Origin of the sequence: Oribacterium sp. C9 (assembly GCF_002007235.1) — a bacterium.
GTDB lineage: Bacteria > Bacillota > Clostridia > Lachnospirales > Lachnospiraceae > Oribacterium.
Genome location: NZ_MUHW01000016.1, coordinates 14,989 through 40,929, shown reverse-complemented (window position 1 = coordinate 40,929; position 25,941 = coordinate 14,989). Strand labels below are relative to the sequence as shown.

Annotated in this window: 23 protein-coding genes and 2 pseudogenes; 20 read left to right on the top strand and 5 right to left on the bottom strand. The window is 36.2% G+C overall.

The window, feature by feature from the left end:
- Positions 1–4: 4 nt before the first annotated feature.
- Both BXO88_RS10825 and BXO88_RS10820 read left to right on the top strand, forming a co-directional pair.
- Positions 5–730: a metallophosphoesterase family protein gene (locus BXO88_RS10825; protein ID WP_078037748.1), complete on the top strand. Its 726-nt coding sequence runs from the start codon at positions 5–7 to the stop codon at positions 728–730.
- 11 nt (positions 731–741) lie between these two features.
- The gene (locus BXO88_RS10820; RefSeq protein ID WP_078037747.1) at positions 742–1,236 is read left to right on the top strand and encodes a hypothetical protein; all 495 of its coding nucleotides are present in this window, start codon (positions 742–744) and stop codon (positions 1,234–1,236) included.
- A gap of 117 nt (positions 1,237–1,353) precedes the next feature.
- On the opposite strand, the gene BXO88_RS10815 is transcribed toward BXO88_RS10820, so the two are convergent.
- The 3 genes from BXO88_RS10815 to BXO88_RS10805 form a co-directional block, all read right to left on the bottom strand.
- Positions 1,354–2,022, bottom strand: a complete 669-nt coding sequence (locus tag BXO88_RS10815) for a SatD family protein (RefSeq protein WP_078037746.1) — start codon at positions 2,020–2,022, stop codon at positions 1,354–1,356.
- A 500-nt stretch (positions 2,023–2,522) separates the two neighbouring features.
- A complete protein-coding gene (locus tag BXO88_RS10810; protein WP_078037745.1) occupies positions 2,523–2,723 on the bottom strand; it encodes a helix-turn-helix domain-containing protein in 201 nt (66 codons plus the stop codon).
- A gap of 791 nt (positions 2,724–3,514) precedes the next feature.
- Positions 3,515–4,501: a hypothetical protein gene (locus tag BXO88_RS10805; protein WP_078037744.1), complete on the bottom strand. Its 987-nt coding sequence runs from the start codon at positions 4,499–4,501 to the stop codon at positions 3,515–3,517.
- 1,690 nt (positions 4,502–6,191) lie between these two features.
- Here BXO88_RS10805 and BXO88_RS10795 point away from each other — a divergent pair.
- The 13 genes from BXO88_RS10795 to BXO88_RS10730 all read left to right on the top strand — a co-directional run bounded on the left by BXO88_RS10795 (position 6,192) and on the right by BXO88_RS10730 (position 20,208).
- The gene (locus BXO88_RS10795) at positions 6,192–7,067 is read left to right on the top strand and encodes a ParA family protein (protein ID WP_078037742.1); all 876 of its coding nucleotides are present in this window, start codon (positions 6,192–6,194) and stop codon (positions 7,065–7,067) included.
- The gene (locus BXO88_RS10790; RefSeq protein ID WP_078037741.1) at positions 7,060–8,307 is read left to right on the top strand and encodes a ParB/RepB/Spo0J family partition protein; all 1,248 of its coding nucleotides are present in this window, start codon (positions 7,060–7,062) and stop codon (positions 8,305–8,307) included. The genes BXO88_RS10795 and BXO88_RS10790 overlap by 8 nt, the downstream gene beginning before the upstream one ends.
- A 1,061-nt stretch (positions 8,308–9,368) precedes the next feature.
- Entirely contained in the window at positions 9,369–10,616 is a 1,248-nt protein-coding gene (locus BXO88_RS10785) for a replication initiation protein (protein WP_078037740.1), read from the top strand.
- Positions 10,617–10,620: 4 nt separating this feature from the next.
- Entirely contained in the window at positions 10,621–11,043 is a 423-nt protein-coding gene (locus BXO88_RS10780) for a hypothetical protein (RefSeq protein ID WP_078037739.1), read from the top strand.
- Entirely contained in the window at positions 11,043–11,414 is a 372-nt protein-coding gene (locus tag BXO88_RS10775) for a DnaD domain-containing protein (RefSeq protein WP_168171688.1), read from the top strand. Before BXO88_RS10780 ends, BXO88_RS10775 begins: the two co-directional genes overlap by 1 nt.
- A 2-nt stretch (positions 11,415–11,416) precedes the next feature.
- The gene (locus BXO88_RS10770) at positions 11,417–12,208 is read left to right on the top strand and encodes an alpha/beta hydrolase (protein ID WP_078037737.1); all 792 of its coding nucleotides are present in this window, start codon (positions 11,417–11,419) and stop codon (positions 12,206–12,208) included.
- Between the two features lie 1,468 nt (positions 12,209–13,676).
- The gene (locus BXO88_RS10760; RefSeq protein WP_078037735.1) at positions 13,677–14,309 is read left to right on the top strand and encodes a hypothetical protein; all 633 of its coding nucleotides are present in this window, start codon (positions 13,677–13,679) and stop codon (positions 14,307–14,309) included.
- Positions 14,310–14,339: 30 nt separating this feature from the next.
- Positions 14,340–14,630, top strand: coding sequence for a hypothetical protein (locus BXO88_RS10755; RefSeq protein WP_078037734.1), 291 nt, complete (start codon positions 14,340–14,342; stop codon positions 14,628–14,630).
- A 166-nt stretch (positions 14,631–14,796) separates the two neighbouring features.
- The gene (locus BXO88_RS10750) at positions 14,797–15,093 is read left to right on the top strand and encodes a helix-turn-helix domain-containing protein (protein WP_078037733.1); all 297 of its coding nucleotides are present in this window, start codon (positions 14,797–14,799) and stop codon (positions 15,091–15,093) included.
- Positions 15,094–15,328: 235 nt separating this feature from the next.
- Positions 15,329–16,510: a hypothetical protein gene (locus BXO88_RS10745; protein WP_078037732.1), complete on the top strand. Its 1,182-nt coding sequence runs from the start codon at positions 15,329–15,331 to the stop codon at positions 16,508–16,510.
- A 189-nt stretch (positions 16,511–16,699) separates the two neighbouring features.
- Positions 16,700–17,137 (top strand): hypothetical protein, encoded by a 438-nt coding sequence (locus tag BXO88_RS10740; protein WP_078037731.1) that lies wholly within the window; start codon positions 16,700–16,702, stop codon positions 17,135–17,137.
- A 702-nt stretch (positions 17,138–17,839) separates the two neighbouring features.
- On the top strand, positions 17,840–18,829 hold the full coding sequence (locus BXO88_RS10735) for a hypothetical protein (protein ID WP_078037730.1): 990 nt from the start codon (positions 17,840–17,842) through the stop codon (positions 18,827–18,829).
- A gap of 311 nt (positions 18,830–19,140) precedes the next feature.
- Positions 19,141–20,208, top strand: a complete 1,068-nt coding sequence (locus BXO88_RS10730) for a DnaB-like helicase C-terminal domain-containing protein (RefSeq protein ID WP_078037729.1) — start codon at positions 19,141–19,143, stop codon at positions 20,206–20,208.
- Between the two features lie 157 nt (positions 20,209–20,365).
- Here the strand turns inward: BXO88_RS10730 and BXO88_RS10725 are convergent, their stop codons facing one another.
- Together BXO88_RS10725 and BXO88_RS10720 are read right to left on the bottom strand one after the other, a co-directional pair.
- Positions 20,366–21,670: an ATP-binding protein gene (locus tag BXO88_RS10725; protein ID WP_168171687.1), complete on the bottom strand. Its 1,305-nt coding sequence runs from the start codon at positions 21,668–21,670 to the stop codon at positions 20,366–20,368.
- Between the two features lie 395 nt (positions 21,671–22,065).
- Positions 22,066–22,251 (bottom strand): hypothetical protein, encoded by a 186-nt coding sequence (locus tag BXO88_RS10720; protein WP_242945202.1) that lies wholly within the window; start codon positions 22,249–22,251, stop codon positions 22,066–22,068.
- A gap of 796 nt (positions 22,252–23,047) precedes the next feature.
- Here BXO88_RS10720 and BXO88_RS10710 point away from each other — a divergent pair.
- The 5 genes and pseudogenes from BXO88_RS10710 (at position 23,048) to BXO88_RS16550 (ending at position 25,738) form a co-directional block, all read left to right on the top strand.
- The gene (locus BXO88_RS10710) at positions 23,048–23,554 is read left to right on the top strand and encodes a hypothetical protein (protein WP_078037725.1); all 507 of its coding nucleotides are present in this window, start codon (positions 23,048–23,050) and stop codon (positions 23,552–23,554) included.
- 522 nt (positions 23,555–24,076) lie between these two features.
- A pseudogene (locus BXO88_RS17260) lies at positions 24,077–24,445 on the top strand (plasmid mobilization protein); the annotation flags it as partial.
- Positions 24,391–24,537: a hypothetical protein gene (locus BXO88_RS16555; RefSeq protein WP_168171685.1), complete on the top strand. Its 147-nt coding sequence runs from the start codon at positions 24,391–24,393 to the stop codon at positions 24,535–24,537. The pseudogene BXO88_RS17260 and the gene BXO88_RS16555, both read left to right, overlap by 55 nt.
- A gap of 57 nt (positions 24,538–24,594) precedes the next feature.
- A pseudogene (locus tag BXO88_RS17255) lies at positions 24,595–24,849 on the top strand (relaxase/mobilization nuclease domain-containing protein); the annotation flags it as partial.
- A 337-nt stretch (positions 24,850–25,186) separates the two neighbouring features.
- The gene (locus tag BXO88_RS16550; RefSeq protein ID WP_242945201.1) at positions 25,187–25,738 is read left to right on the top strand and encodes a hypothetical protein; all 552 of its coding nucleotides are present in this window, start codon (positions 25,187–25,189) and stop codon (positions 25,736–25,738) included.
- Positions 25,739–25,941: the final 203 nt, after the last annotated feature.

The following is a 25,941-nucleotide window of genomic DNA, read 5'->3' as shown; positions in this document are numbered from 1 at the left end:
ATGAATGAATAAAAAGCTCATTTTCATTAGTATCACTGTCTTACTGTTGACCCTGAGTGTCTGTTTTTTATATTACAAGAAAGAAAAGTATGTCAGTACTGATAGAGAAAAAATGACAATTTATATAGCTTCGGATGTTCATTATATTTCACCGGAACTGACAGACAACGGACCATATTTTACCAGCCTCATAAAATCTGCAGACGGTAAAGCCATGCAGTATATCGAAGAGATTACAGATGCTTTTATTGACCAAATGATCATATCAAATCCTGATGCAGTAATACTATCCGGAGATCTGACCTTCAATGGTGCCAAAGAAAGTCATGAGAAATTGGCTAAAAAACTCAGGAAAATATCAGATGCCGGGATACAGTTGCTTGTAATACCGGGAAATCATGACATTGATTCTAAATCTGCAGCCCGTTTCAGTGGTGATGGTTATGATTTAGTTGAAAGTATTGATGCCGCTGGTTTTCTTGAAATCTACAACAGCTTTGGATATAACATGGCTTTAAATAGAGATAAGAATTCCCTAAGCTATACTTACGATCTTTGTCCGAATTACCGGCTGCTGATGGTAGATGTGAACACAGAAAAATCACCGGGAATACTTACGGACGAGACTTTTGAATGGATCATAGAACAGCTTGAGGAGGCCAAGTCATCCGATAAAAAAGTGATGCTGTCAGTCATCAAAATATACTTGCACACAACAGCATCTTTATAGATGGGTTTGTAATGGGCGGATACGAGAGGTTATGTTCTCTTTATGAAAAATACGGTGTTCTGGGAAATTTCAGTGGTCATATGCATATCCAGGATGCCAAAACCAATAATAAAGGCTTGACTGAGGTGGCAACCTCAGCCCTTTCCGTCTCACCTTTTCAGTATGGAGTTCTGGATATAAACGGAAATACCTTAGATTATCACACCGAGACATTATCTTTTTCGCATTATGACGAAGCAAAGCAGTTCATGTGGGATGTCTCATACAGAAAAGCAGAGGAAGGACTCCCTCAGGGATATGCCGAATTATATGAATACTTTGCAGATGTAAATACAGCTTATTTCTCCGGTCATAAAGAAGAGATACGCTGGGATGATGCCCTTTATGAAGAGCTAAATAAAAACAATGCTTTCTTCGGATTATACCTTAAGTCAATTAAAGCCGATGGTCTTTTAGATGAGACCAAATGTAGAATACATTGGCATAATAGCCATCGAAGAACATGAGTCTTTGATGATCTTAAAACTCAACGGATGCATAAATAAAGAAATTATAGATCTTGTTGTAGAAACGCCGAGATTTCTATATTTATAGTAAATACAGCTTAATGCATTCAAAGTTCATTAGTCATACAATTCCATAAGCCTTTCCATTTCTTTTTTTATTAGTTCAAGTGTATCAATATATACAAGATAATTTGCATCCGAAAGTCTGCGGGCTATGGTTGGCTGAGTTGTGTTCATTTTTTTTGCACACACTTCCTGGGTCTCTCCGGTATCCATCATTTCCCATACAGTTCTTCTCTGGTTTTCATTCCACCCATATTCTATGATTTTGGTAAGTGAAAGCAATGCATTAACACTCTCTTTCAGAAGGAATCTGTCATCCATGTTGTAAAAATCTATCTTTACATCCGATGAACGACCCTTTAATTTTCGTTCACTGTCATGAAGAGAATTTATAGCATTCCTTGCTGCATAAAAAGCAGGTCCATCTGCCCCAATCGCTGCATCCATATTTATATCTGTTGATATATCTCCAAAACCTATACCAAACCTTATTGATACAGGATACATATGTTTTTTTATGTAATGAATAATTTCCATGATGTGGTTGGGAAGAGACAATATGCCTTGAAATTCATCCCCCAACGTGATCAGGAAATTTGCAGCGATATCATTTTGGTAAATTATATTTATCTCCTCAAGAATAGATTTGAGTGTTTTCTGAACAGTAAAACGATCCTGTATTTTTTTTGAATCCCTGATATCTCCAATGATAACAATATACATATAAATACCTCTCACTCAAGCATTTATACCTTTATAACGTATAAATGTCAATAATACCTAAATAATGTATAATAACAATATATACACTATAAACGTATGCTATTTATAAAAAAAGAAGCCGCTTCTTTTAGATTTGGCTCTGTCACAATAAAAGGTTGAATTTTGCGAATATCAACCCCAATTAATGACAGAGCCAAATAAAAAAAGATGAGATATAAAACCTCACCTTTTAGATGAATAATCATTCATTACAAGTATCTAATTTATCATATTTATAGAATCGAACGTTAATCCTCTACCCTGACTATGTAATCATCCTCAATCAGTACAAGACGAAATAATACTTAAAGCTTAATTCGTTCTTCACGATCGTTTGCCAGGCGTTTCTAACTCCATCCTTTTTTATTTTCCATTTTTCTCTTACGCCCTACATTTAAACCACTCAGCGTTAATCTACTTTTGATACTGATCTTCTAAACTTTTTTTAAGTCTCTTTATCTTTATCTAAGCAATTGATCTATTGTAATCCTATAATGCTCTGCAATTGCTATTAGGTTTGCATAATCAGCCTCAAGATATTTATTTTCCCATTTTGATACTGTGCACCTCGATACGCCTAAAGCATTTGCTAATTGTTGTTGTGTTTCATTTTTTGATTTCCGTAATTTTTTTAAATTGGCGGCAAATCCATTAACGACCATGAGATCCCTCCTGTCGCATTAAACTGTGTATATCCTAAATAACCACACTGTACCGTTCAATTTTGGGACAAATCATTAGCCTCCTTCATAATATCCGAAATTTTTTTGCTCTGTTGTTGACACCTTGCCTGCCAGGCATATAGCTATTCCTGCTTATAAATTTTTTGTCCATATCTGCTCCTTGTTGTTCTATTTATAATTTTCATAAGTAATATGGGGAAGTTTTCACAAAAACAAAATCAAATATAATAATCAAGTGAGAAATATCGATATATTGAGGCGGATTAATATCTTTAACAAGTTAAATAAATCACAATTCGCCCAATATAATAGAAAGGGTTTCGCTTAACGCGAAACCCTATTACATGCAATTTACAATTATAATTTTGGGAAACCTAACCATACACGATTTGATATTTTAGAGCTTGTTGACCAATAACATCATCATATTTCATGTTCAATTAAAAACACTTTGTAAATTGACCTAACTTAGTACTACTATTCCGTTGAATATTCCGGCGGCTGGAAACCTACAATCCGGATAAATGGAAACCGATCCACCGGGCGGTAATAGATGTCATGAAACCGCTTAGTTGCCTCACATCATATACAGGCTGTCCTGTCAAGCCCTTGCCGCTTCTGCGGTGCGATAGCAGGATTTTACTGGACAGGCTGGATATGTAACAAGATAAATTGCGGTTTCCTGCTTCAGGAATCGCGGTATCCTATGACCGGACAGGTGGTGTATTACCGCCCGGATTATTCATCCGTGAAAGATTTTATGTTTTGATTTAATTCATTTTTTTGGTTAGCATGTCTATTACGCAGTTAATTCGAAGGATTACATTTTGCAGTCTTGATATGTCTACAGGGTTCGCCTCATAGTCGACCTTATAGATTCGATTTTCTAACGCTTTCACTGCGTCTTCCTGCTTAGCAATAAGGTTGCTGATTGTGATTTTAGCCGCGATATTATCTATATCCTTGATTGCTATCCCCTTCTTTTGATCAAACTGTATAGCATTCTCAATAATTTCCCTATCCCTCTTTGCTCTTCCTAAAGTCCTTCCAGGTATACGGTTTTTGTTCTCGTCCGTCTCTTCAATCTCCATAGACTTATCTGCACCGTGTATGGTCTTTATCACTTTTTCAGAAGGCTTAAGGGTCGCATTAGTAAGCAGCTTCTCATACAACGCAAGCTGAATAGATTCAGATAAAGTCGAGATGGCTTCGGCTGATCTAACAGACACTCCCCTCTCTAGGCAAAGATCAAGAAGATTCGAATTGATGTTATCTTTAATTTTAATCATGCGATATGTATTTTGAATAGACATATCAAGCATACTGCTTAGTGACTGTACGTTGTTATATCGACTCCCATAATTACTCAAAAAGTCCTGAACTATCCGAAGTCTCTTTATCTCATATGAAAGACCTTTCTCTTTCATACTGCTTCTTATTGCATAACGAAGATTATATATTTCATCTTCGCTCATCGATTCTTTGATAACTACCACCTTAGCTATTTCTTTATGAAAATAGTCTCTATAGATAATATATCTCTGCACCCCATCTACTAACATATACTTCTTATTCGGAGTGATAGCAACTGTCAGGAAACTATCCTTAAGTTCTGTCATATCTAGCATCAACGTTCTGAATGATTTAGACTGTTTGATCAAGCTAATGTTTTCATCAGGAATAATAAGGTTATCAATCTCAATCTCTTCATTTTGATCTTTTAGAACATCATCAGGTACTCTTACTCCGTTTAACATATTCATGTCCTCACAATATCACGTTCCCACATTTATCACATATATATTATACTAGCGTGATAGTGCTATTTCAACGACAATTTATCCGTGAAACATCGTTATTTTACAGAGGTTAAACCTTAATAAGAGACCACAAAAACCTTTATTTTACGTGGTTTGTTCTATCTATATTTTTCTCTTCACTCTAATCTATTAAATCCGTGAAACATTGTTTAAATAATTTATCTTTCAAAAATTATGTACTTTGTTTTTCATGATGAAAAAACTTCTTTGAAATTTTGCTTTAAGATTTTCACCATGAAAAAGCAGCCTTGAAATGTTGGATCAATATTTTCACTGTGAATAAAAGCTCTCAAAATTTTCAGGCTTCCTTCAGGAAAAACTTTGTTTCTCGTGCAGAGTTTATCCTTTTATATATTATCAATTTTAGTTACTTCATTACTTGATAAACCATTCCGGAAGAGTTTAAGTATAGTAAATTGAAAAAAAACATTTGGATGCTTAGCCAAATGTTCTTTGATCAATTTATATCCACTATGATGTATCTTATAGTAGCCTGACCATCTAGCTAGAATTCCATCTTCTTTGTATGTTAACCCAAAATACTGTTTGTGATGTTTTGTATCACAAATGAGGTATATCCCATCTACATTGGCCAGAGCATCATTCTATTTTTTATATTCATTATTACCCTTAACAATTTTTTCAAATTCGCAACATTTAAGTATCAACCCCTTCATATCCTGGAAATGATTTTTAATTTCTATTAGATTTGGGCATTACTTGTTTATCATTCTTTGCCCAGTATCATCATGCTCTTGTCAATCCGCCCAATTCGACTATGAGTTTGTTATTCATATCACTCATGACATCTAATTATTTAAGATTATAGTAATAATGCTTTTCACTTAAATGGTCTTGGCAAGGATAATCTTTTGGCATCATCTTACGAACTTCTGGCCCAGTAAAAGAATCTATAAATTCATATTAACCAATGAACAACGACTCTGTGCTATTAGTACTTAGAAACGAATGAATGTACTTACATTTGTCAAAGAAATTTTTTCCTTGGGTTGCCTGATAACACTCAATCATTCCAAACCAGTTTATCCTTGAAATATCTTCATTAATTAAATTATGTCGTACTAATTTTGTCTTATCTATTGGAATACCATATTCTTTAAAAATTGATGACATGTGCATTTTCCCCTCCGTTCAAATAACACAGCATATTCATTCATTACTTATTATTATAATTCAGGCCGCACGCTTAAAGAAAATTCTGATAATCTTTTTTCATCATGAAAAAAGATTATCAGAATTTAAAAACGGTTCATGGTGTTGAACTATTTTATGAAGCGAGAATTTTTTATCATGAAAATCCATATCTAAAATTTTGAGCAAGGTTTTTCATCGTGAAAAAATAATTCTAAATTTCGCTTAGTTTTTTCATGAAAATAGCTACTTGAAATTTTTCATTTGATTAATTTATTCTCTGTTATAAATTGGTGAATAGAAAAAAGATTTAATATCTTGTTGAATTATTTGTGGATTAATTTATGGAATATGTATTGTAAATAAAGTGACTAAATGCTATTATAAATTCAGTTCGAATTTTTAATCATGTTTTTCATCATGAAAAAACATTTCTAAAATTTCCACACACTTTAAATCCCACGAGGCGATAAAAATGAAGAGAAAAGATAATTGTACGACGTATGTGCTTGGAAACAGGAAGGGAGGCAGCTCGAAGACGGGCTCTACCGTATCCTTTGCAACAATCTTATCATTTGCCGGATATAGTGTACTGGTAATTGATGCAGACCCACAAAGTAATGCTACACAGATTCTTGGATGCTACTTCGACGAAGATAAAGGTAATGATTATTCAGATGTGCTTCTGGGGAAGTGCGAAATTCAAGACGCAATAATTCATTCTCCGTATGGAATGGACGTTTTGCCTAACGAAAAGAAGATTGATCGATTATCAGATGCATTCATGGATTATAAGTATACACACTTGATTCCTAATAATATTAATTCAGGAACAATTCTGGCTCGGGAACTTGATAAGATTAAGCACCTCTATGATTACATCCTCATTGATACAAATCCTTCAGACTCTGAAGCTGGCGATAACGCTTTGATAGCATCGGATAAACTTATAGTACCTGTTCAGGAAGAGGGTGCTTCAAATGATGGTCTCCAGGATGAGCTTGATAAAGTTCAGTATGTACAGCAGAACTTCAATCCTGATTTTGAAATAGCTGGAGTATTTCTCTGCAATATAGATCCGCGTCATACAAATCTGTATAAGCAGAGAAGAAAATTACTAATGGATTCTCTTCAAGACTTATTCATGAAGACATGGGTACGTTCAGCATTAGTTTATAAAAACAGTAGTTCATTCTATAGACCAATATATTTCTTGGAGAAGAATAGTAAGATCGGAACAGATTATATAAACCTTGCATTGGAGCTCAACTTGATTACAAAGAATGATTATGAGATGCTGGCAAAACAAGGGTATGTTAATAAAGAGGTAAAGGTAGAAATCGATGAGTAAAGTGGATTATACTGCGTTACAAATGGGAGCTGCAACTAACATCGAAAAAATGAAACTGTCTAAGGAAAAAATGCAACATCAAGTAGCTGCAGTACAGAGTATAGTAAGTGATTCAAAGAGAGTTGATATTCCTTACAATCAGTTAGTTCGTTATACAGAGAACCGAGAAAACGATGATGAGAATATAGATGATCTTGTGCAGAGTATTAAGACCATCGGATTTCAGTCTACAATCTTAGTTCGTAAGATTCCTCACGAAGTAAAATATGAAATTCTTTCCGGCCATAGACGTTGGAGAGCGTTTGGTAAGATTCTTGAGGAAAATCCAAATTTCGAAGATGGAAAGATGCCTGCAATAGTTCTGCCTGATAATACTTCTGATAAAACTGCTAAGATGGCAAACATTCTTCTCAATCTCGAAACAGTGGGCCTTACACCGAAGCAGAGGAGACAATCAGTTGTAGAACTTACTCAGTTGTTTGAAGAGAATGGTAAGCTTCCGGTGGACAAAGCAAACTATATTGCTCAGAAGCTTAATACAAATGCTCTGACAGTATATAGGTATCGTAAGTTCAGCAATAAACTTATTCCCGAGCTTGGAGAATTACTTGATAATGAGTTCATTACTCAGAACCAATGTGAAGAGTTCTCACGACTAACTGAATCAAATCAGGTTTTAGTTTATCAGACATTAATCGAACAGATTGATAACAAAGTTTCAAAACCAAGTATTGATCCAGATAAGCTCAACGAAATGATTGAGAATGATAAGCAGATTCAAAAAATTGACAACAATAGAGATAAACAGATTAAGAGTATTGAATCTAATATCACTAAAAATCAAGAAAGACTAGATGATCCGAATTATACCGGAATGAGTTCAGACATCTTAGTTAGGAAGATTAAAGAACTTGAAGCTCAGCGTGATACACTCCTTGAAGAAAAGGTAAAATCTCAGAAGCGAGAAAGCGAAGCTGTAAGAAGATTAAAGCAAAGCAAAAAGACTATTAACGATGCAGCAAAAGCTACATCATCAAATGCTGAGATAACTGATGAAGAGAGAGCAGTAGCACTTGCATACTCTGATAAGTTAAATAAGCTTAATCTTGCCATGAACAATATGTCTAATCTTATATATCGTGATAAGATTACATTGTCTCAGGATCAAATTTCAAAACTTAAAGAAGTGATGGGCGATATGAATAGGCTTATAGAATATTGCCAGGGACATACAAAATAATAATTATCATTACGGAGCATCGTTTGGTGCTCCTTTTTTGTGTTCAAAGCGTATAACCACCACAACAAAAATAGTAGTAGTGGTTATATTTAAGTATATATAGTATTTAAAAGTATTTTCTTATAGGAAGAAACTCCGGAAAAGGTACGTCGGAATATGGAATAAAGTACGTCAAAATATGGCCAATGGTACGTGGCAGTATGGATTAAGGTGCGTCATAGCGCGGTAAAAGGTACGTGAAAATATGGCATGTAATATATGATTCTAAGGAATAAAAGTACGTTGAATTATGGATGATTTGTAGCAATCCAGGTGATTTTACTCAAAGTGTACGTTGATTTATGGCTAAATTATAATCCTTTCCAGTAATTTGGCAACAAAAGAAACAGTGCACAGGTCTAAAAAGGTACGTGAAAATATGGAACAGGACTAAATATTCTTACTTGATCATAACAGAAAGGTACGTCAAATTATGGAAATCGTAGAATGTTGAGGTATAAGGTACGTGAAAATATGGACAATGAATATAAATTTGCATTTTAACAGGATAAAAAGTACGTGAAATCATGGAATATTTGAGATTGACCATAATTCAGCGTATCTTTAGTGGTGAGAGGTACGTCTAAACATGGAGAATATAAAAGGTGCTCCAATGAGCGGATAAAAAAAGCACTTCAAAAGGTACGTCTAAATATGGTTTAAATGGTCTATTGTAATACTTATCGGGGTAAAAAGTACGTCGTTTTATGGATAATTTTAAGAGAGATCTGGAACAATTAGCCGAAAAGGAACGTGAAAACATGGATGTATTAATAATTAAGGTACGTCAGATTATGGATATTATTTCAAAAGGTACGTTATTATATGGAATAATTTATAAAAAGTACGTGTAAATATGGAGATGATGATAAAAGGTACGTCAAATTGTGGAATAAAATGCAAAAGGTACGTGAGAATGTGGCTGAGAGCTATTGAATCTTTGTTCAGGATAATATATTCTATATACAAAAGGTACGTTGAAACATGGCCAAACCATAGTGTCATAGTTTTTAGGGAGTTATATGGAATTTGAGAGACCATCAAACCGTAAAAAGAAAATAGTCGGAAAACCTGTCAAAGTAGACGATCCACGTAATTATACCATACGAAAGATGTCTGAGCTTATTCAGGAAGGAAGATTTAACCTAGATAAGAACCAATTCAAAGCACTCAGTTTTATTATTAGTTTTATAAAACTAACTGATGATATTAACACAGTGTATTCTTTTGATTGCCGAAAATTCCTTAACTCTCTTGGATATAGACCTGATTGCAACTTAAGTGAAGCACGTAATATTGTTCAAAGCCTTGCTCGACAGAGATGGTGGATGAGAGATAAAAGTACTGGCAACTGGAAACTTGCAGGATGGATTGATTTAGCTGAGACTGATTCAGATACAAGAATCATGCATCTTACATTTCATAAAACAGTTGCTAGGTATATTTTTGATCTTGATAATAAGCTGCCGAACCAGTACATCACTAGATACAAGTACGGATCTATAAGTCAGATGCAGAAAGAGTATTCGCCGCGTCTGTATGAATTGCTCAAGTCTTATTCTAATAACTCTGAGTGGACTTTTGAGTACAATACGGATTCAGAAAAAGATCTGCGTGTTATTCTTGCAAAAACAGAAGAGAACGAGAAGACTCATAAGAGAGTAGTAATCATACCCAAGAACTGGGGAAAATACTCTCTGTTTAAGCGTGATGTTCTTGAACCGGCGAAAGAAGAGATTAATAAATACAGTGATTTACATATAGATTATGAACCTTTGAGAGTTGACCTGTCAGGTGTCACTCATCGTGGAACCGCAGCTATCAAGTTCTATATTTCTCAAAGTAAGGTTAATCAAAATGAAGAAGCAAGGTTCGTTGAAGAGCCAACTATTGTTGATGAACCGGAACAGCTTTCATTTGCAGATGCATTCCCGGAACTGAATCATAAGCAAATGGATGAGTTCGCAAAAGCAAAAGAAGAAGCTTTAAATAATAGTAAATATCCTTGCACTCTGGATATTTTATATGGAAGCGTAACCGAAGCTCAAGTAGTAGCTCTTGTGGATATGCTCAAAGAGAAGCTAACGCCAAATAGGATTTCCGAGAATAATATGGATGCGTGGGCTTGTGACGTGATCGGACACTATTGGAGAAAGATTAATGCGACACCTGATAAAACTAAGAGCACACCATTTTTTAGGTTAATGAGTGATCTTAATTATGATAACGATCAGATCATAAATAGAAAATCAATGTGGGAGAATCAGTAATTTCATGGCTATAAAATTAAAGGAATATAAAAACGGCATTTATGGATATAAGGTAGGAAAACATTATGTTATTCCTAATCCGTCAGACGAAAATAGATATGATGTGATCGATAATAAGAAGAATATTATTTCTGAGAACTATACCGATATAGAGGATGCCCAGTGGTTTGTTAAGTTTTACGAGCTTGATGATAAGAAAAAGAATATCTTCCTGAAGCTCGCAAAAGAGCCGATATGGACTCTCAGTAATTATCTTGAGCAGTGCATTAGAGGTGATGACGTTCTCGGAAACGAAAAAGACAATGAGTGGCTTTATAAGTTTTTATGTGAACTCAGAATGAGAAAGAAAGAGTTAAAACCAGAGATTCCAGGCGACTATACAAGTTATCAGAAGTTATGTATGGAGAAAGAGACGATTTCACAGTAATGAGCGAAAAGACCTTTGATGAAATTCTTATAATGGCAGAACAGATTCTTCCGTCTCCAATTAATTGTAGACAGATTGAAGTTTTGGAGTTCATGTACAATGACTTAAAGATGTCTCCGGAACTTATTGAGTACCTTCTTGAGTTTTGTGCAAATATGGGTAAGACTGTATTTGCTTATTTAAGGGCGATGGCGATCAACTGGCACGATAGGGGATTTACAACAGTGCAGCAAGTTCAAGAGTTTGAAGATAGATTAAACGGTAGAACAGCTCCGGCGATTGTAAATCCTACCAAATTTGCAAATTTCAATCAGAGAACCGATGATTTGGATGCGCTCGTTATGAAGCGTATGATGGAGAGAAGAGGCTAAATATGGCAAGTGGCAGGATGGAATTTCATGCTAGGAGTATCATGCAGCACGCAAATTTTTCTTTTGTATTGCCGAATGATGTTGAAATGGCAGAGGTTAGAGAGCCTAAGCATTATGAACGACCAACAAAAAGTCTGTTGCTTCTGCATGGGTTGACCGGAACAGATACAGATTGGTTGTTTGGTGGAGTTGCTCAGGAGATGGCTATACAGTATAACCTTGCTGTATTCATGCCGACAACCGGAAATTCGTTTTATCTGGATAAGGGATATGATGGTGGCAATTTTTGCCAGTTTGTAGGAGAAGAGCTACCGGACTACATCCATAAGGTTTTCGGGTATTTTTCAGAAAGAGACGATTCCATAATAGGAGGATTATCGATGGGCGGCTATGGAGCAATCCATACCGCATTCGCTTTCCCTGAAAGATTTTCACATTGCATAGCCTTATCTTCAGCGTTACATTTGGATGCCATAGCAAAGCAGGATGATTCCGCAACAAATCTTATGTCCGTAGAAATGCTCACAGATGTATTTGGAGATCTGACAGAGCTTATGGAATCGGATAAGAACCCGAAGGTTCAATTTGCCAAACTCAAGAAAGAGGGTAGGAAAATACCCAGACTATATATGGCGATTGGCACGGAGGATGTACTATATAATTCAAATACGGATTTCAGAGATTTTCTTAAGAATGAAAATGCCGATTTCTTTTTTGAAGATGGTCCCGGAAAGCATAATTGGACGTTCTGGAATGACTACCTCGACCGAGGATTATCATGGATGCTTAGATAAAGCTTCTACGTACGACACAATGGAAGTACTCTGGAAGATTAATATCAAACCATTAAATACGTATACAATGTGGCTGAAGATTTACCAGCTCTTTGCTGGAGTAATGGAAGAGCTGCTATAGTTTCAGGACGTAGAAACGGGGCTCTTTCGAGAAATATCGGTATGTATCCCTGATTTATAGGTTTGAATTGGATTTCGGACATTATGTCTAGGATGAAATATAATAATCATTTTACATAAAGCAGTTATCTCAAAAGAGGTAGCTGCTTTTTTCTATGACTTAATGGAAGATACTATCCGCATTCAAAAGAAATTTAGAACAGCGAGGATTCCAAGCAATAAACACGTCTAATTGTAGGTGAGAGTAGTTTAGAATAAAAAAATATTAGAGTATAGCAATTTACTATACTTATTTTTGAAATCTATAAAAAAACCTATACAAAATTCATCTAAAAAAAATGTTTTTATTCATCTGCCCCACATATTGGGAAATGACAATTTAATTATTTAATACTGGATGCCGTGCCAGGGTAAAAACGTAAAAGGTAGCCCCGCCAATGCGATAACGAGGGCCGGAGAGTGAAAGGTCTAGCCGTATTTACCAAACGCTCCCCGTAAATGGTTAAGAAGCACTAAAAGACCATTGGCTAAGTCTCGTTTTGAGATATGCTTAAAACTATGGTGCAAGGGGGCTCAGCGGAGGGATCCGTTAGCTGGAATGCCTTTTACAGGCATTCGAAAAGTGTCCGGATCTGGAAACGGATCGAAGTGAGGGCAGTTGAGATCACTTTGGACATGCCGAAAGGCGTCTGGAAATACGGCCGACCAAACCAGTTGAAACGATGGCGACGGAAGAGGGATCTTCAAGGACAGATTTTTTCTTGTTTCTGCAGGAAAAATCTGTCCACTCCCGCCCGCATCACTCCGGCTCTGGAAGAGAATGATAATTCAGGAGGGCGGAAATCTTGAAATTAATATAATAAATCAACAATGAAAAAAAGGATGTGAGCCTGTTTTTTTTTACCTCAATCATTGTAAGCGTTTACGTATATCCGCTATATTTACTTCTCGAAAAAGATCTGAGAATGATTCAAAAATTAATTATTTTTATTTCCGAAAGATTATATTAACTATTTGCTGCGTTACCTAAATGTCCAAATCAGTTAGCGAATCTGAATAAGATTATTCAGATAGTGTTTGTTTTTACAGATTTCATAGTGGTATTGGTTTTTAAAAAATTTAATTATGCTTTGATTATATTGACCCTGAAAGCGATTTAAGTAGAGCTATATACACATACATCAATTGTCATGGCTTTTTTTAACTATAAGTTAAATGAAAAGTGTTCTATAAATATTTATACTCTTCATAAATAACCAATAATATTAGCAGAACGAGATAACCTGGCATAATATCTGATTGGATATTAGCTGCGGACATGGAATTATAAATTTATTCAGGTGATAAAATGAAAAAAAAGGGGTGTTCTTGCTTTGTGCCCAAAGAACGGGGCGTTTTAAATCCCATAAGACATGTTAAGAGATGGTGCACAAATATTAAAAATGCATATCAGAGAATAAGGTACGGATACTGCGACAGGGATGTATGGGCCATTGACTGGTGGTTCTTAAATGTCGTACCTAACATGCTTGAGGATCTGAAGGATACAGCACATGGATATCCGGATAGTCCGGGAGATTACTCACAGGTATTGATTGGTACCGGATTTCCAGAAGATGTCGATGAGGAAGGTATGAAAAAATGGAAGGGAATTCTGTCTGATATGATATTCCTCCTGAGAGAAGCAAATGAAGATACCTGTACTAAAACAAATCCTTATGAAGAAGAGTATGAAAAAGCTTCAAAAGAATTTACGGACAAGTATGGATTCTTTGGTGAAGGTCTAAAAACAGAAGAAGATAGGGCTGAAGAAAAGGAAAAAGGATACCACAGAATGTACATGTTATCAGATGTCCCGGAATATAAGAATATATCTGACTTGCATTACGAAGAGGAAAGAAAGATCGCTGAGTATAGGGATGAGTGCAAAGATAGGGGAATGGATCTTTTTAAAACATGGTTCTGGAATTTGTGGGATTGAAAAAATATTGGCTCTTGGAAAGGACGGATTATGTCATTACTTATGTCTAAGGATAAAAAGGAACTGATGGTTACGTGTGACTGCAAATGTGGTCAGGCGTTCAGCATATGCATTGATGATATGGATGATGGTTACTATGGATTTCTATGCTTTCTGAAATCTAATTTCTATACGGAATATGATAAGAATCCCTGGAGAGCATTTAAGATTAAAATTAAGAAGCTATGGTTCATAATACGAGGGAAGGACTACTGTTACTCTGATATCGTTATGACAAAAGAAGATTTTGAAGAGTTTAAGAAATACATTAATCAGTTCTGAGGCAGAACAAAATAATAATTATTCTTTCTAATTCCAAAAATAGTTATGGTTCGGTGCGGTATAAAACTGAAGTAGTAGTTGAGTGACAAAATACATTCATGGATGTATTCTGTAATAGACACGGTTGATCCTTTTATGTTGCCTTTTTTGGTGTAGGAGGAATAATATGTTGTATCGTCCGGAATATGATATGAAGGTCGTTGGAGCAAATTTAAAACGATTACGACTTGCAAAAAAACTTTCGGTGGATTATGTCAGGGAATATCTTTGTCTAGGATCAGTACAGGCCATATATAAATACGAAAAAGGCAGTAGTTATCCTCAGGCAGATACAATGTTCGCTTTGATGGAACTGTATGAAGCCGATCTATATGATATTATAAGAAAGCATGAAGAGGACGATCTGTCCTCTTCTTTTAGTTTTATGGTATGTATTTCACGAATGGAAATATTATTCGTATAATTATTAAAGGATGCGATTATAGTAGCAGTGATTCTAATTATCTTGATTTTGATGTCACAAAGTATTTCGGCGTTATTGAACAACGCTAAAAATAGGAGAGGCATGGAAAATAGCTTTCTTCTCTTCTAATGAGGTTTCTTAAAGGTTTAAAAAACCAATGAGCTAAGACTATGTACAATAATGATGACAAGTACAGAGTCATGATTTATTATTATATTCAAATAGAGGGGATGCTATGAAAAAGAAATGTATAATGATGATTGCAGTAGCCATTGCTGTTTCGGTTTCTGGTTGCGGAAGCAATAACAATATCACAGTACCTGAAGCAACTACACAAGCAGAATCTGCCGTTCCTGATGAACCCACAAAAACCCAGAAAGAGCTTGAAACACTAGAAGCTGATACATCAGCTGGTCTTGCTAATCCTTGGCGTGACATCACATATGATGAGGCAGTTGCCACAATCTCAAAACTATTCAAGGCACCGGATGGCGCTGAAAACGTTAAGTGGAGTATCTGTAAAACCGGAGAAGATGATATGGCAATACCGGGACCATTGGTACAGATGACATTCGATCTTGACGGGATGAGCTTTACCGCAAGAGAGCAGGTCACAGGAGAAAAAGCTGAAGACATTTCCGGTATGTACTATGATTGGAGGAATACTGAAGATATCACTCTTTCCAATTGGGGTGACGGAACTATGCCTGCTGAATATAAGAGGTATATCGGTGATGGGGAATCTGCTGATGTGTGCACATGGTACGATATTGAGTATGGAGCGTCCTATTCACTTGGCACAACAGCAAAAGATCTTGAAGGATTTGATCTTCAGGCAGTTGCCGAAGCAATCTATGATCCTTCTACCCAGTCTGGCGCGAACATGCCTGAGAACGAAGCAATCTATGTTGAGCCTATTTCTATCGATATAAGTGATTGTGATAATTTTGATCAACTCATCAATAAGCTCGCAACTGACATGGGGTATGCTGAGATTAAGATAGGTGACAAAGATTTACTGCTTGTAACTCCGGACACATTTAAAGGTGATGATAAAGGTACCAGAGCTGCTACTATTGCTGAGGTATTCTGGATTGATAAAGATGGTAATCTAAAAGATGGTGGTTATGTCAGATCCGGAGGCACAGCTAATCCGCTCACTGCTTCAGAAAATTATATTTATGCCAGCGGACATCATTATGTAAAAAGGTACACATTAAATGATGATATTCTAACAATAGATCTGGAGGCTGGAGAAAAGTTTGATTCGAAAGGTTGTGTGACATATTACCTCTATTCAGAACTCCATGATGTTGACGCAGATGAGAACGGAGTAGTTAAAGATGATTCTGCGCTCAATGATTTAAATAAAGAAATGTTCGAAGCAGATATAATCGCATTCACTGTAATAAAATAAACCTAATTATCTAAGATAACAAAGCTGGGGGATCTGTACAGACTCCTGGCTTTTTTGTAATCTGTAAATCATTTATTTATTTCAGTTTTGAGCCGAAATGCTTATGGGAGGGTAGGCTGCCACAATACTTACAATGGTATTAGGTCTGCTTCGGTGTTATAGGATTAGCAAAAGTTTATAGGAGGGATCATGTTAAAGAAGAAATCATTAGCTATTACAGTCATTGCAATTGTTTCTATCATTCTTTTCAGCTTTGGATCTATGGCTTACGAATACAAAGAACCTGAAGGAACATATGTGCCTGCTGAGGGTGTTTACATGGTATATGATGATCCGAATGGTCCAATAATCAATTATGTCGATATTTCAAAATTTGAAAATGGAAATTATGAAGTCTATATTGGAGAAAGCTATAAGGGTGCACCAGTTGATACAGTTTCATCTATCATTCCATTCACCCCTTGCACAATTGTAGGTGAATATAAAGGGGGCCTCACTATAAGATATCTATTATTTGACGGATTCGACACAGTCTATGTATCTGACGAATTTGGTAATATCATGGGAACATATTTTAGAATATATGATGATGTCAGAAACCATATAAATTACGAAGCTCAATGGTAATGATGGAGTGATTTCATTTACGAGATATGATATAAGGAAATTATGGGAATTTTAAAGAATGGGAAACAGTACGACGTAAAAGAATTTCCATAAAATGGGTTATAAAAGCAGCGTCTGGACTTATGAATGTTTCTTATGATGTTAGCAAAACAGATTGTGAGACTTTCGATGCTCTTAAAAGATATGTTGAAGAAACAGATATATTAAACTGGTAGTGAAATTATGGAAGAAAAGCTGCTCATAAATAGTCGTGAACACGGTTTAGGAGCTGTAAAAGCGGATTTAGAATTATCTATAGAATGAATGATTATAGGTACTTAATGGTATTGCTGGTTATTGTAGATAGTCTGATTGTACCCTGTGTGTAGAAAAAGTACTATCGGTGGCCGAAAGCTATTAAAACCTAATAAGAAAAAAAGCTGCTCAAGAGTTTTCTAGCTCTTGAGCAGCTTTTTTTAGTGCCAAAAACAGATTTTTTTAAATAAAAATCTAAAAACCTACATATTAAGTGTACGCGAGTTATTCCGTGAATGAGACTTACACCTGCTCTAAGAATAGAGGATGGAATCGGTTTGTTTTCTACAAGTACCATCACGTCAGAAATAGAAGAGCAATAAGAAGGACAAGCGACAAAACTCCGTCTATACAGAAAAAAACATCTCACTGAAGAAAAATCAGTGAGATCATCAGAGGTAAACGAATATGGTAACGAACGAAGAAGCACTTCCTGTGCTCAATTTCAACCGACAATATATGAACAACACCAAGTTAAGCCGTATTTTAACGACAAGGCCAATCAATATAAACGAAGATAGTTTTGATTTAAAAATCAATGAACGAGTGGTGAATCTAGTCGATATATGGTCTGACCAAAATATTACTTTATCCAGCACTAATATAACTCAATACGATCTTTCCGTAATGGATGCAGCTTATACAATCATGAGTCAAGGAATTATGCTTATTACCCCCGAATGGATTCTGAGAGTGATGTCCGGTAATCCCAAACAAAAGCTCACGGAAAAGAAAATTACCACAGTAAAAGAAAGCATTAAAAAGCTCCAGGGTGTCCGTATCAAGGTTGACTGTACGGAGGAATATAATGCTTATCAGCTACAAAAAGGGAAAGCTCCTGTAGATAGTTGGACATATGAGAGTTATTTACTTCCATTAGGCAAGATAGAAGCTCGATACGAATCAAATGGCAAAGTAATGACCGCATATACGGTTCTTGAAAAGCCTGCGCTGTACAGGTATGCCGAGATGAACCATCAAATAGTTGATGTTCCCGCGTATTTATTCGAGACACGGGAACAATTCAGTGATACAGACGAAGCGGTACTGATCAAGCGATATGTAATCAAGCGAGTCGCTCAGATCGTAAAAAGTAATAATATCAAAACTAATAAAATCTCATTCCTGTGGTATGACAAGAATGAGGGCGAGGAAAGAGGTCTGTTCCCGGAACTTGGATATCTGAAATACCAAAATGAGGATCCGGAACATTTCCGTGTGAAAATTAAGCCCAAAATAAACAAAATTGTTAAAGGAACCCTTGAAAGTCTAAAGCAAGCAAATGCAATCACTAAGTATGAGGAATACAGAGAAGATGGGACTAATAACCCAGCTTCAGCCATAATCGGTTACAAGATATATTACGATCCTAAACTGACTGTATTGCCAAGTAAATAATAAAAAAGTGTTCATGCTAAGGAAAAAGATGGTACACGCTAAGGAAAAAGTCGGTACATGCTAAGGAAAAAGATGGTACACGCTAAAGAAAAAACGGGTACACGCTAGACACTTTAAAAATGCCCTGAGGCTAGTATTTTCAAGGGCTTAGGCTTATATGCCATTGGTAGTATAAGTTACTGTAAGTATATGTAAGTAACTATAACGGATAAGCACGGCAATCAGGCTTAGGCCATTGCCGATGCCATCCTTTATTTCCTGAGATGGAACGAAGTTCTTAGTTCATTACTATAATATTATTCGGAGAGATTATGATAGATGTAAAAAAGTACGTGGAAAATATGCGACCTGTCGGTAGTTCGAAGGATTGTTTTATAGATTCTTGCAAGAGCACTTCACCTCGTATCAGTACCGGTTGGTTATCTTTGGATAAAGCACTAAATGGCGGACTTGCGAATGAGCTCTATATAATGGCTGCAGAGACAAGTACCGGTAAATCGGCGTTCATGATGAGCTTGGCTCAAAATATAGCAAGGCAGGGTGTTAATGTTCTTTATTTTTCTTTGGAAATGGGTTCAGATGAATTCATTGCTAGAGCCATATCAAGTCTGTCATTTGTGGCAAGTACTAAAGATAAAAGTAAAAATAAGGTAACTGCCGCTGATGTTCTATATTGGTCTTACGATGATCAGCTGAATACGTTTAAAAAGTTATCATATGATGCATACTCTGAGTATTCAGATGAATATTTTGAGGCTTATGGACAGAATTTATATATCATAGAGGCCGGCTTAAACGGCCTCTGTGCGAAGGATATGGCTAATGTGGCTGCTCTGTTCAAAAAAAGTCATCCTAATGAACAGATTGTTGTTTTTGTTGATTATTTGCAAATCATTAAAGCCGATCCGGATGATAGATCACAGTCAGATCGTAAAACAAAGACAGATATTGCAGTGACAACTCTAAAATCCCTTGCATCTCAGATAGGAATGCCTGTGTTAACTGTATCAAGTATCTCTAGGACGAACTATAATGATAAGATCTCGACTGCATCATTCAAAGAGAGTGGTGACACAGAGTATACCGGCGGTGTGCTCATTGGCTGGAACTGGCATGGTGTTACTGATGTGTCGGATAAAGACAAGGTAGATGCGGAGAAAAAGGCTTGTGACGAAAGGGGCTACCGTAAGATGGTATTTGATGTGCTCAAATACCGTAATTCACAGAGAGATCAAGGAGTTAGGCTTCTTTATTTTCCGGCACACAATTACTTTGTCGATAGCAATGATTGGAATATTGATTATGGTAATGAAAATCCTTTTGACAATTGGGATGCTGGCTTGACACCGACAGATAAGCCTAGAAGAAAATCGTTTTAAATTCGGATATTTTAATATATGAAATGGCATCAATAACTCATCACTATTTTACTGAATATGATTTTCGACGAGTTGGGGTGAAAATTATATTCAGTAATAAAGAAGTCTGTCAGTGTACATTTTTCTTAATGGATCACTCGGAACTTCTTCCGCAGGTTCAAATATACTTAAGCAAGAAATCTGTTATACCAATAATTGTGAAACCATTTTCATCCAGGCTCTCTTTAATAGGCCTGTTTATAACTATAATTTTATTTACTTCATCATTTAGTAAAAGGTATGGCCTTACTTCTCTCGCCCTTGTCTCTGCATTGGAAATATCTGCTGAAACCTGAATGTAATACTGCTTAATACCTTTTTTTGCAAAGAAATCGACCTCGTTTGTCTTTCTTATAGAATTTCCTTTTTTATCCTTCTCGACCGTATCAAAACTTCCAACGTTAACAGAGTAACCTTTATACATGAGTTCGTTGTAAACTATGTTTTCAAGCATCTGCCCTTCGTCCGGAAATGCAAAATTAAGTCTTGCATTCCGCAATCCTGTATCTATAAAGTAATATTTCCTTAGTGCGCCTATTTCAGCACGCCCTTTAAGATCATACCTCTTGGCTTCTCTGATAATGAATGCATCCTTGAAATATCCCAAATACTTTTCTACAGTTTGCTTATCTATCTTCTCTTTTTTTACACTTTTATAGGTATTTGCTATCTTTTCAGAATTCAGCAGTTCTCCGGTGGATGTACTTACAATGTTGCATAATTCATCAAGAGATTCGCTTTTCTTAAGCTTGTTATGCTCAATAATATCTTGAAAATAAGTGGTTTCAAACAGCCCTTTGAGATAATCTTTTTTTTCTTCAGCTTCTTTTAAAACAGCAAGTGGCATACCCCCGTACTGCATATATTCATATATCGCTTCACTGGCTGATCCTCCTAAATAACCATAGAATTCTTCAAATGATAAGGGCCCAAGCGCAATGTTTGTGGCTTTATCTCGAAATTCTGTGATAATGTCAGTGGATAACATTTTTGAATTTGACCCTGTAACATAGAGATCGATATTTTTTTCTCTTGATAGTCCTAATACCACATCAACAAAAGAGATCACTTCAGTATCTGTTTTTCTAGCCAGTACATGCTTCCCTTCTGTGAGATTTGGATTTATCAACGAATAGACCTTTTGTATCTCATCTAAGAATACATAACATCTATCCTTACCATCTGCATACTTTCGTACATAGTTCCCCAGATTTATCGGATCTCTGTAAGTAAGATTTCTGTCGTCGTCAAGTTCCAATATGAGAATATTCTCCTCAGGGACATTTTCCTCAATTAGATACCTTTTAAATATTTCTTTGAGAAGATATGATTTCCCACATCTTCTGATTCCTGTTATAACTTTGGGAAATCCATTTTCTTTTGCTGATATCAGTTGATTTAAATATTTATCCCGGCGAATCATATAATCTCCTTTTTTGTAGAATTCTACACTTTTGTCAATTATAACTCGCATAGTCCTTTGGCGCAAGGAATCGCATCATGCATATTCTAAACACCAAAACTGTAGAATTCTACAGTTTTTTCGCTCAAGTCGGGAGTTGATCCGGGATTATTAGTCCATTTAATGTGAGATATTGTTACAACCCCACTATGGATTTCACATATTTTTATATTCTTTTTGTTTCACCAGCTGTTCTTCGCGCTTTTTACGCCTTTGTTCACGGTTGTTTTCCTTGGAAGCGAAGATTCCCACTGTAGCGTCCGTTTGCTCCTCTGACCAGGTCCTTCCTGCTTTCATGACCTTAAGAAGCTTGTGTTACCATACACAGTATAAAAATCTCACAAGAGTTTTTGTGATTACTGACCTTTTGACTTTATAAAACGATTTCTCTGGGTAACGGCACATTCAAGTGCTTTTAGCATTTTCGGCGTCATTTCAGGGCTGTCATCATCATACACGATGTCTTCGTCCTTTAATTCAGATAATCGCTTCAAGGTTTCTTCCGAAGGCTTTTGATTTTCATTAAGCGAAAACACAGTCATAATAATAGCTCCTTTAAGTAGAAATTAGCTTTTCTTGCGGAAATAATCCTGATTACACATGTCCTTTCCGTAACGACAAAATATTAAATTGTTTCAACCATTCCTCCCAAATAGAATCCTTCTTGGTAGGGCTATTATAACATTAATCTCCGTCATACGATGAGCTTTTCCAGAAAGACATTATCGGAATTAGTTAATGAGCGAATTTTACTAAGCCCTGAAATGGCAATTCGAATTGGAAAAGCAACATGGACATCATCAGAAAGTTGGCTAAACATAAAGCAAAAGCTCACTTTGTGGGAAGCTGAACTGCATTCGCCTGAGATAAGTCAAATGTAAAGGACATAATGTATAACATACATTTTTTCTTAGGGATAAACATTAAGTCTTGTCTATGGGTTCATTTTCCTCTTAGACTGTGTTTCTATGACATATCGGGGATAGGAATCAGCATGGACAGGGTAAGGCCATCCTTTTGGTCTACAAAAGGATGAGCGGTATGAATGAAAGATAAAATATTACACCTCGAATGATAATGTCTCGAAACATTTGAGGTGTTTTTGTATGCGAAAAAATATCAATTATAGCCAAGCTTATATGATTTCTCTTGAATCACGTTACAAAGTTAAAACGAAGGAAAATGAACGCAAATAAGGAACATGCAAACTGATTTTGATGATGTATGCAATATCGGCCAAAAAAAGAAATGGGTCCCACATAATATATTTGTAGGGCCCTTTAGGTGGGACGACAATAAGAATGGAAAGAACAATGATCATAATAGGAGCATTGAATTATGGATAACATAGTACAAACTGAAAAGAAAAAAAGAACAGGAAAGATCGATCGAAAGGATTCACAATTTTCAGAGCAAGACTTCCTTGATCTTCCAAGGAGTGAGCAGCTGCGTTTAGCGGATGAATACTTGAACCGTAGAGCTGACTTGTTTGACGACGGGACTTTCAAATTTTCGCGTAGTCATTTTGCGGATATTTGTAAAAAAATCGGATTACGGAAGGGTATCGTCGACGATAGAGCGAAAGACTTAACAGATCAATATCAGGATTCGATCATCTGGATCGAACATGGGAAAAGAAAAGAAACAGAAGTCAAGAAGATGACCTTATCTACAGAAACGATCAGGATGATGGATGAGCTTTTAAGCGCTGAGTTAGCAAATAGTGAGAGGTCAAAAGTGATAGATAACATTCTTGGGAGTGCTTTAAAAAAACTGCTTGCTGATAAGGCATCAGGACGTTTTCAGGTGTGTTATCGTCCAATAGAAGCTAAAAGGCTCATGTGATAGGACGATAAATTATTTGTCCGGACAAAGTGGGCGAACCATATTGGATTTTTTCGCTCCTTTTATTGGCCTAAAAAATATTTGTTAGGACATAGTTATGGGACCAATAATAATGAGATAAAAAATGCAGATACCACTTACGTGATATTGTTAGAGATTAATCAATCTTTCAATCTCGTTTTCTCCTGTTGCTTCCACCCCCTTAAGCTTTTTTAGTATCGAAGACTTTTGCAAAGAACCTCTCCACAAGGAAGACGCTCTTTGTAAAAGTGATCTCTACTAAAAAAGCTGGTTTCTTCCTTCTTTTTCTTCCTTCTTCCTACATCACGGACAGCCTTTGCTGTCCTTTGCAAGTTTCTCATTTTGTGTTGCCACAAAATGAGCCGGACCAGCCCTTAAGGCTGCTCCTAACTTGCCAGGGGATTAAAACCCCTTGGAACCCCAAGATCGATACACATAGAGTTTAGTGGTTTTACATGGAGATGATGAATTATGAATAATAAACCATAGCGTAGACGTAGTAAGGCAGTCACAATCAGATTAAGTCCGGATGAGTATCAAGTGCTCGAAAACAGAGTCATAGCTGCAGGTGTCACTCAGCAGGCATATATAATTAATGCCATAACAAACGCGAAGATCGTCACTTCTGATGAGATCGAGGTATTGAAAGATATAAGTATGTCGTTATCGGATTTGGTAAGACAGATCCGTGGTATGGCAAATAATCTTAATCAGATCACAAAATTCATGAATAGCACAGGAGTTGTTCCGGGCGAAGCAGTATTAAAAGAATTTTACAAAAGTACAAATGAATTCAGGACGGAGTGTGACTTGATATGGCAATCAATAAGGTCGTCAATAGTAAATCGGCAAAAACCAAAAAAGCTTTAAGAAATGTGATCGTATATGTCCTTAATGACGATAAGGTCAGAGATGGTTACGTAGATATTACCGGGCCATATCCGGAAGAAAAGATAACATAGGATGGTGTCTATAATGCTTTTCTAGATGAAAAAAGATTATAGGATAAAGAATCAGGAAGGATGTATGCACACAATGTTATCAGTTTCCACAAGGATGAGAATGTGACTCCTGAACAGGTATTAAGCATTGGCCGGGAATTCGTGGACCATTTTTTTAAGAACTATCAAAATCTGATCACCGTACATCAGGATCGACAACATCTACATTTACATATCGTTTCTAATACTGTCAGTTTTTTAGATGGGCATAAGCTCCATCAGTCTAAAAAAGACCTCCAGACACAAAAGGATTATACAAATAAACTATGTAAAGAACATGGCCTAACGGTCGCAGAAAAAGGAAAACATTTTGACGGTACCGGTTTTAAAGAAGGAGAAACCATTGTATGGAGCAAGGATAAGTATAATCTTCTTAAGAACGGAGAGAAGAAAAGTTTTGTTTTGGACTGTGGCCTTTCTGTACTCGAAACTAAGGATAAATCATCAAGCAGAGATGAGTTCATTGACCTAATGGCCGAGCGAGGATGGCAAACAATATGGACTGAACAGAAGAAGCATATAACTTTTATAAATGAGGATGGTCACAAGGTGAGGGAAAGTACCCTTAATAAAACGTTCTATCTTAATTTATCCAAAGAGGTATTATTAAATGAATTTAAAAGACAAAATGAACTCAGAATCAGAGAAGAGCGGAAACGAAAGGCCGAGAGACAGCGGGATGAGCGAAACAGAGCTTATTCTGAAGCAGAGTCACGAACTGGCCATGGAGAACGAGCAGCTCAGGAACTTAATAATCAGTATGAGAGAGCAGACAGCGACGATGATCTCATCCGTTAAAAATGAGTATGAGAAAAAGGAAAAGGAACTTGATAAGCAGATTAATGAAACAGAGCAGCTCAGGACTTATACGCAAAAAATGAAGAGTCAAATTGACAAGGCTGTTGAACATAAAGCTAAACAGTTAACTGTGAAAAATAGTACTGCATGCCGGAATGAGTACCTTCTTAAAATAAAGGCCATTTATGGCATAACGGCAGCTGCTCTTACTTACAGCATATATGTAACGATACTCACCGGAATAAATTCCGTCCGTTTTTCCAGGGATTTACTTAAGGCAATATATTATGTGATCACGATTGCAAAGTTACCGTTTGATATTGCTTACAAAGTCAGTAACTTTGTTTACCACTTTAAATATTAGATGTCATGTCCGTATATAAATATACTTATTGCTGTGATACTTACTGCTTTAACATTTATCGTCATGATGATATCGGGGTACAGTTTGATGTATTGGATAGTACGCAGAGGCATAAAGTTTTATCATGATAAAGCATAGGATATTTAGAGTCTGACTATGGCTCTTACAAGTCTTGCGCCACTTGTATAGTGTGCAGACAGACT

Bases quoted from the DNA above. Each gene is read 5' to 3' on its own strand.
- BXO88_RS10825 (WP_078037748.1), top strand. From the start codon at position 5: ATGAATAAAAAGCTCATTTTCATTAGTATCACTGTCTTACTGTTGACC.
- BXO88_RS10820 (WP_078037747.1), top strand. From the start codon at position 742: ATGGGCGGATACGAGAGGTTATGTTCTCTTTATGAAAAATACGGTGTT.
- BXO88_RS10815 (WP_078037746.1), bottom strand. From the start codon at position 2,022: ATGTATATTGTTATCATTGGAGATATCAGGGATTCAAAAAAAATACAG.
- BXO88_RS10810 (WP_078037745.1), bottom strand. From the start codon at position 2,723: ATGGTCGTTAATGGATTTGCCGCCAATTTAAAAAAATTACGGAAATCA.
- BXO88_RS10805 (WP_078037744.1), bottom strand. From the start codon at position 4,501: ATGTTAAACGGAGTAAGAGTACCTGATGATGTTCTAAAAGATCAAAAT.
- BXO88_RS10795 (WP_078037742.1), top strand. From the start codon at position 6,192: ATGAAGAGAAAAGATAATTGTACGACGTATGTGCTTGGAAACAGGAAG.
- BXO88_RS10790 (WP_078037741.1), top strand. From the start codon at position 7,060: ATGAGTAAAGTGGATTATACTGCGTTACAAATGGGAGCTGCAACTAAC.
- BXO88_RS10785 (WP_078037740.1), top strand. From the start codon at position 9,369: ATGGAATTTGAGAGACCATCAAACCGTAAAAAGAAAATAGTCGGAAAA.
- BXO88_RS10780 (WP_078037739.1), top strand. From the start codon at position 10,621: ATGGCTATAAAATTAAAGGAATATAAAAACGGCATTTATGGATATAAG.
- BXO88_RS10775 (WP_168171688.1), top strand. From the start codon at position 11,043: ATGAGCGAAAAGACCTTTGATGAAATTCTTATAATGGCAGAACAGATT.
- BXO88_RS10770 (WP_078037737.1), top strand. From the start codon at position 11,417: ATGGCAAGTGGCAGGATGGAATTTCATGCTAGGAGTATCATGCAGCAC.
- BXO88_RS10760 (WP_078037735.1), top strand. From the start codon at position 13,677: ATGAAAAAAAAGGGGTGTTCTTGCTTTGTGCCCAAAGAACGGGGCGTT.
- BXO88_RS10755 (WP_078037734.1), top strand. From the start codon at position 14,340: ATGTCATTACTTATGTCTAAGGATAAAAAGGAACTGATGGTTACGTGT.
- BXO88_RS10750 (WP_078037733.1), top strand. From the start codon at position 14,797: ATGTTGTATCGTCCGGAATATGATATGAAGGTCGTTGGAGCAAATTTA.
- BXO88_RS10745 (WP_078037732.1), top strand. From the start codon at position 15,329: ATGAAAAAGAAATGTATAATGATGATTGCAGTAGCCATTGCTGTTTCG.
- BXO88_RS10740 (WP_078037731.1), top strand. From the start codon at position 16,700: ATGTTAAAGAAGAAATCATTAGCTATTACAGTCATTGCAATTGTTTCT.
- BXO88_RS10735 (WP_078037730.1), top strand. From the start codon at position 17,840: ATGGTAACGAACGAAGAAGCACTTCCTGTGCTCAATTTCAACCGACAA.
- BXO88_RS10730 (WP_078037729.1), top strand. From the start codon at position 19,141: ATGATAGATGTAAAAAAGTACGTGGAAAATATGCGACCTGTCGGTAGT.
- BXO88_RS10725 (WP_168171687.1), bottom strand. From the start codon at position 21,670: ATGATTCGCCGGGATAAATATTTAAATCAACTGATATCAGCAAAAGAA.
- BXO88_RS10720 (WP_242945202.1), bottom strand. From the start codon at position 22,251: ATGACTGTGTTTTCGCTTAATGAAAATCAAAAGCCTTCGGAAGAAACC.
- BXO88_RS10710 (WP_078037725.1), top strand. From the start codon at position 23,048: ATGGATAACATAGTACAAACTGAAAAGAAAAAAAGAACAGGAAAGATC.
- BXO88_RS16555 (WP_168171685.1), top strand. From the start codon at position 24,391: ATGGCAATCAATAAGGTCGTCAATAGTAAATCGGCAAAAACCAAAAAA.
- BXO88_RS16550 (WP_242945201.1), top strand. From the start codon at position 25,187: ATGAATTTAAAAGACAAAATGAACTCAGAATCAGAGAAGAGCGGAAAC.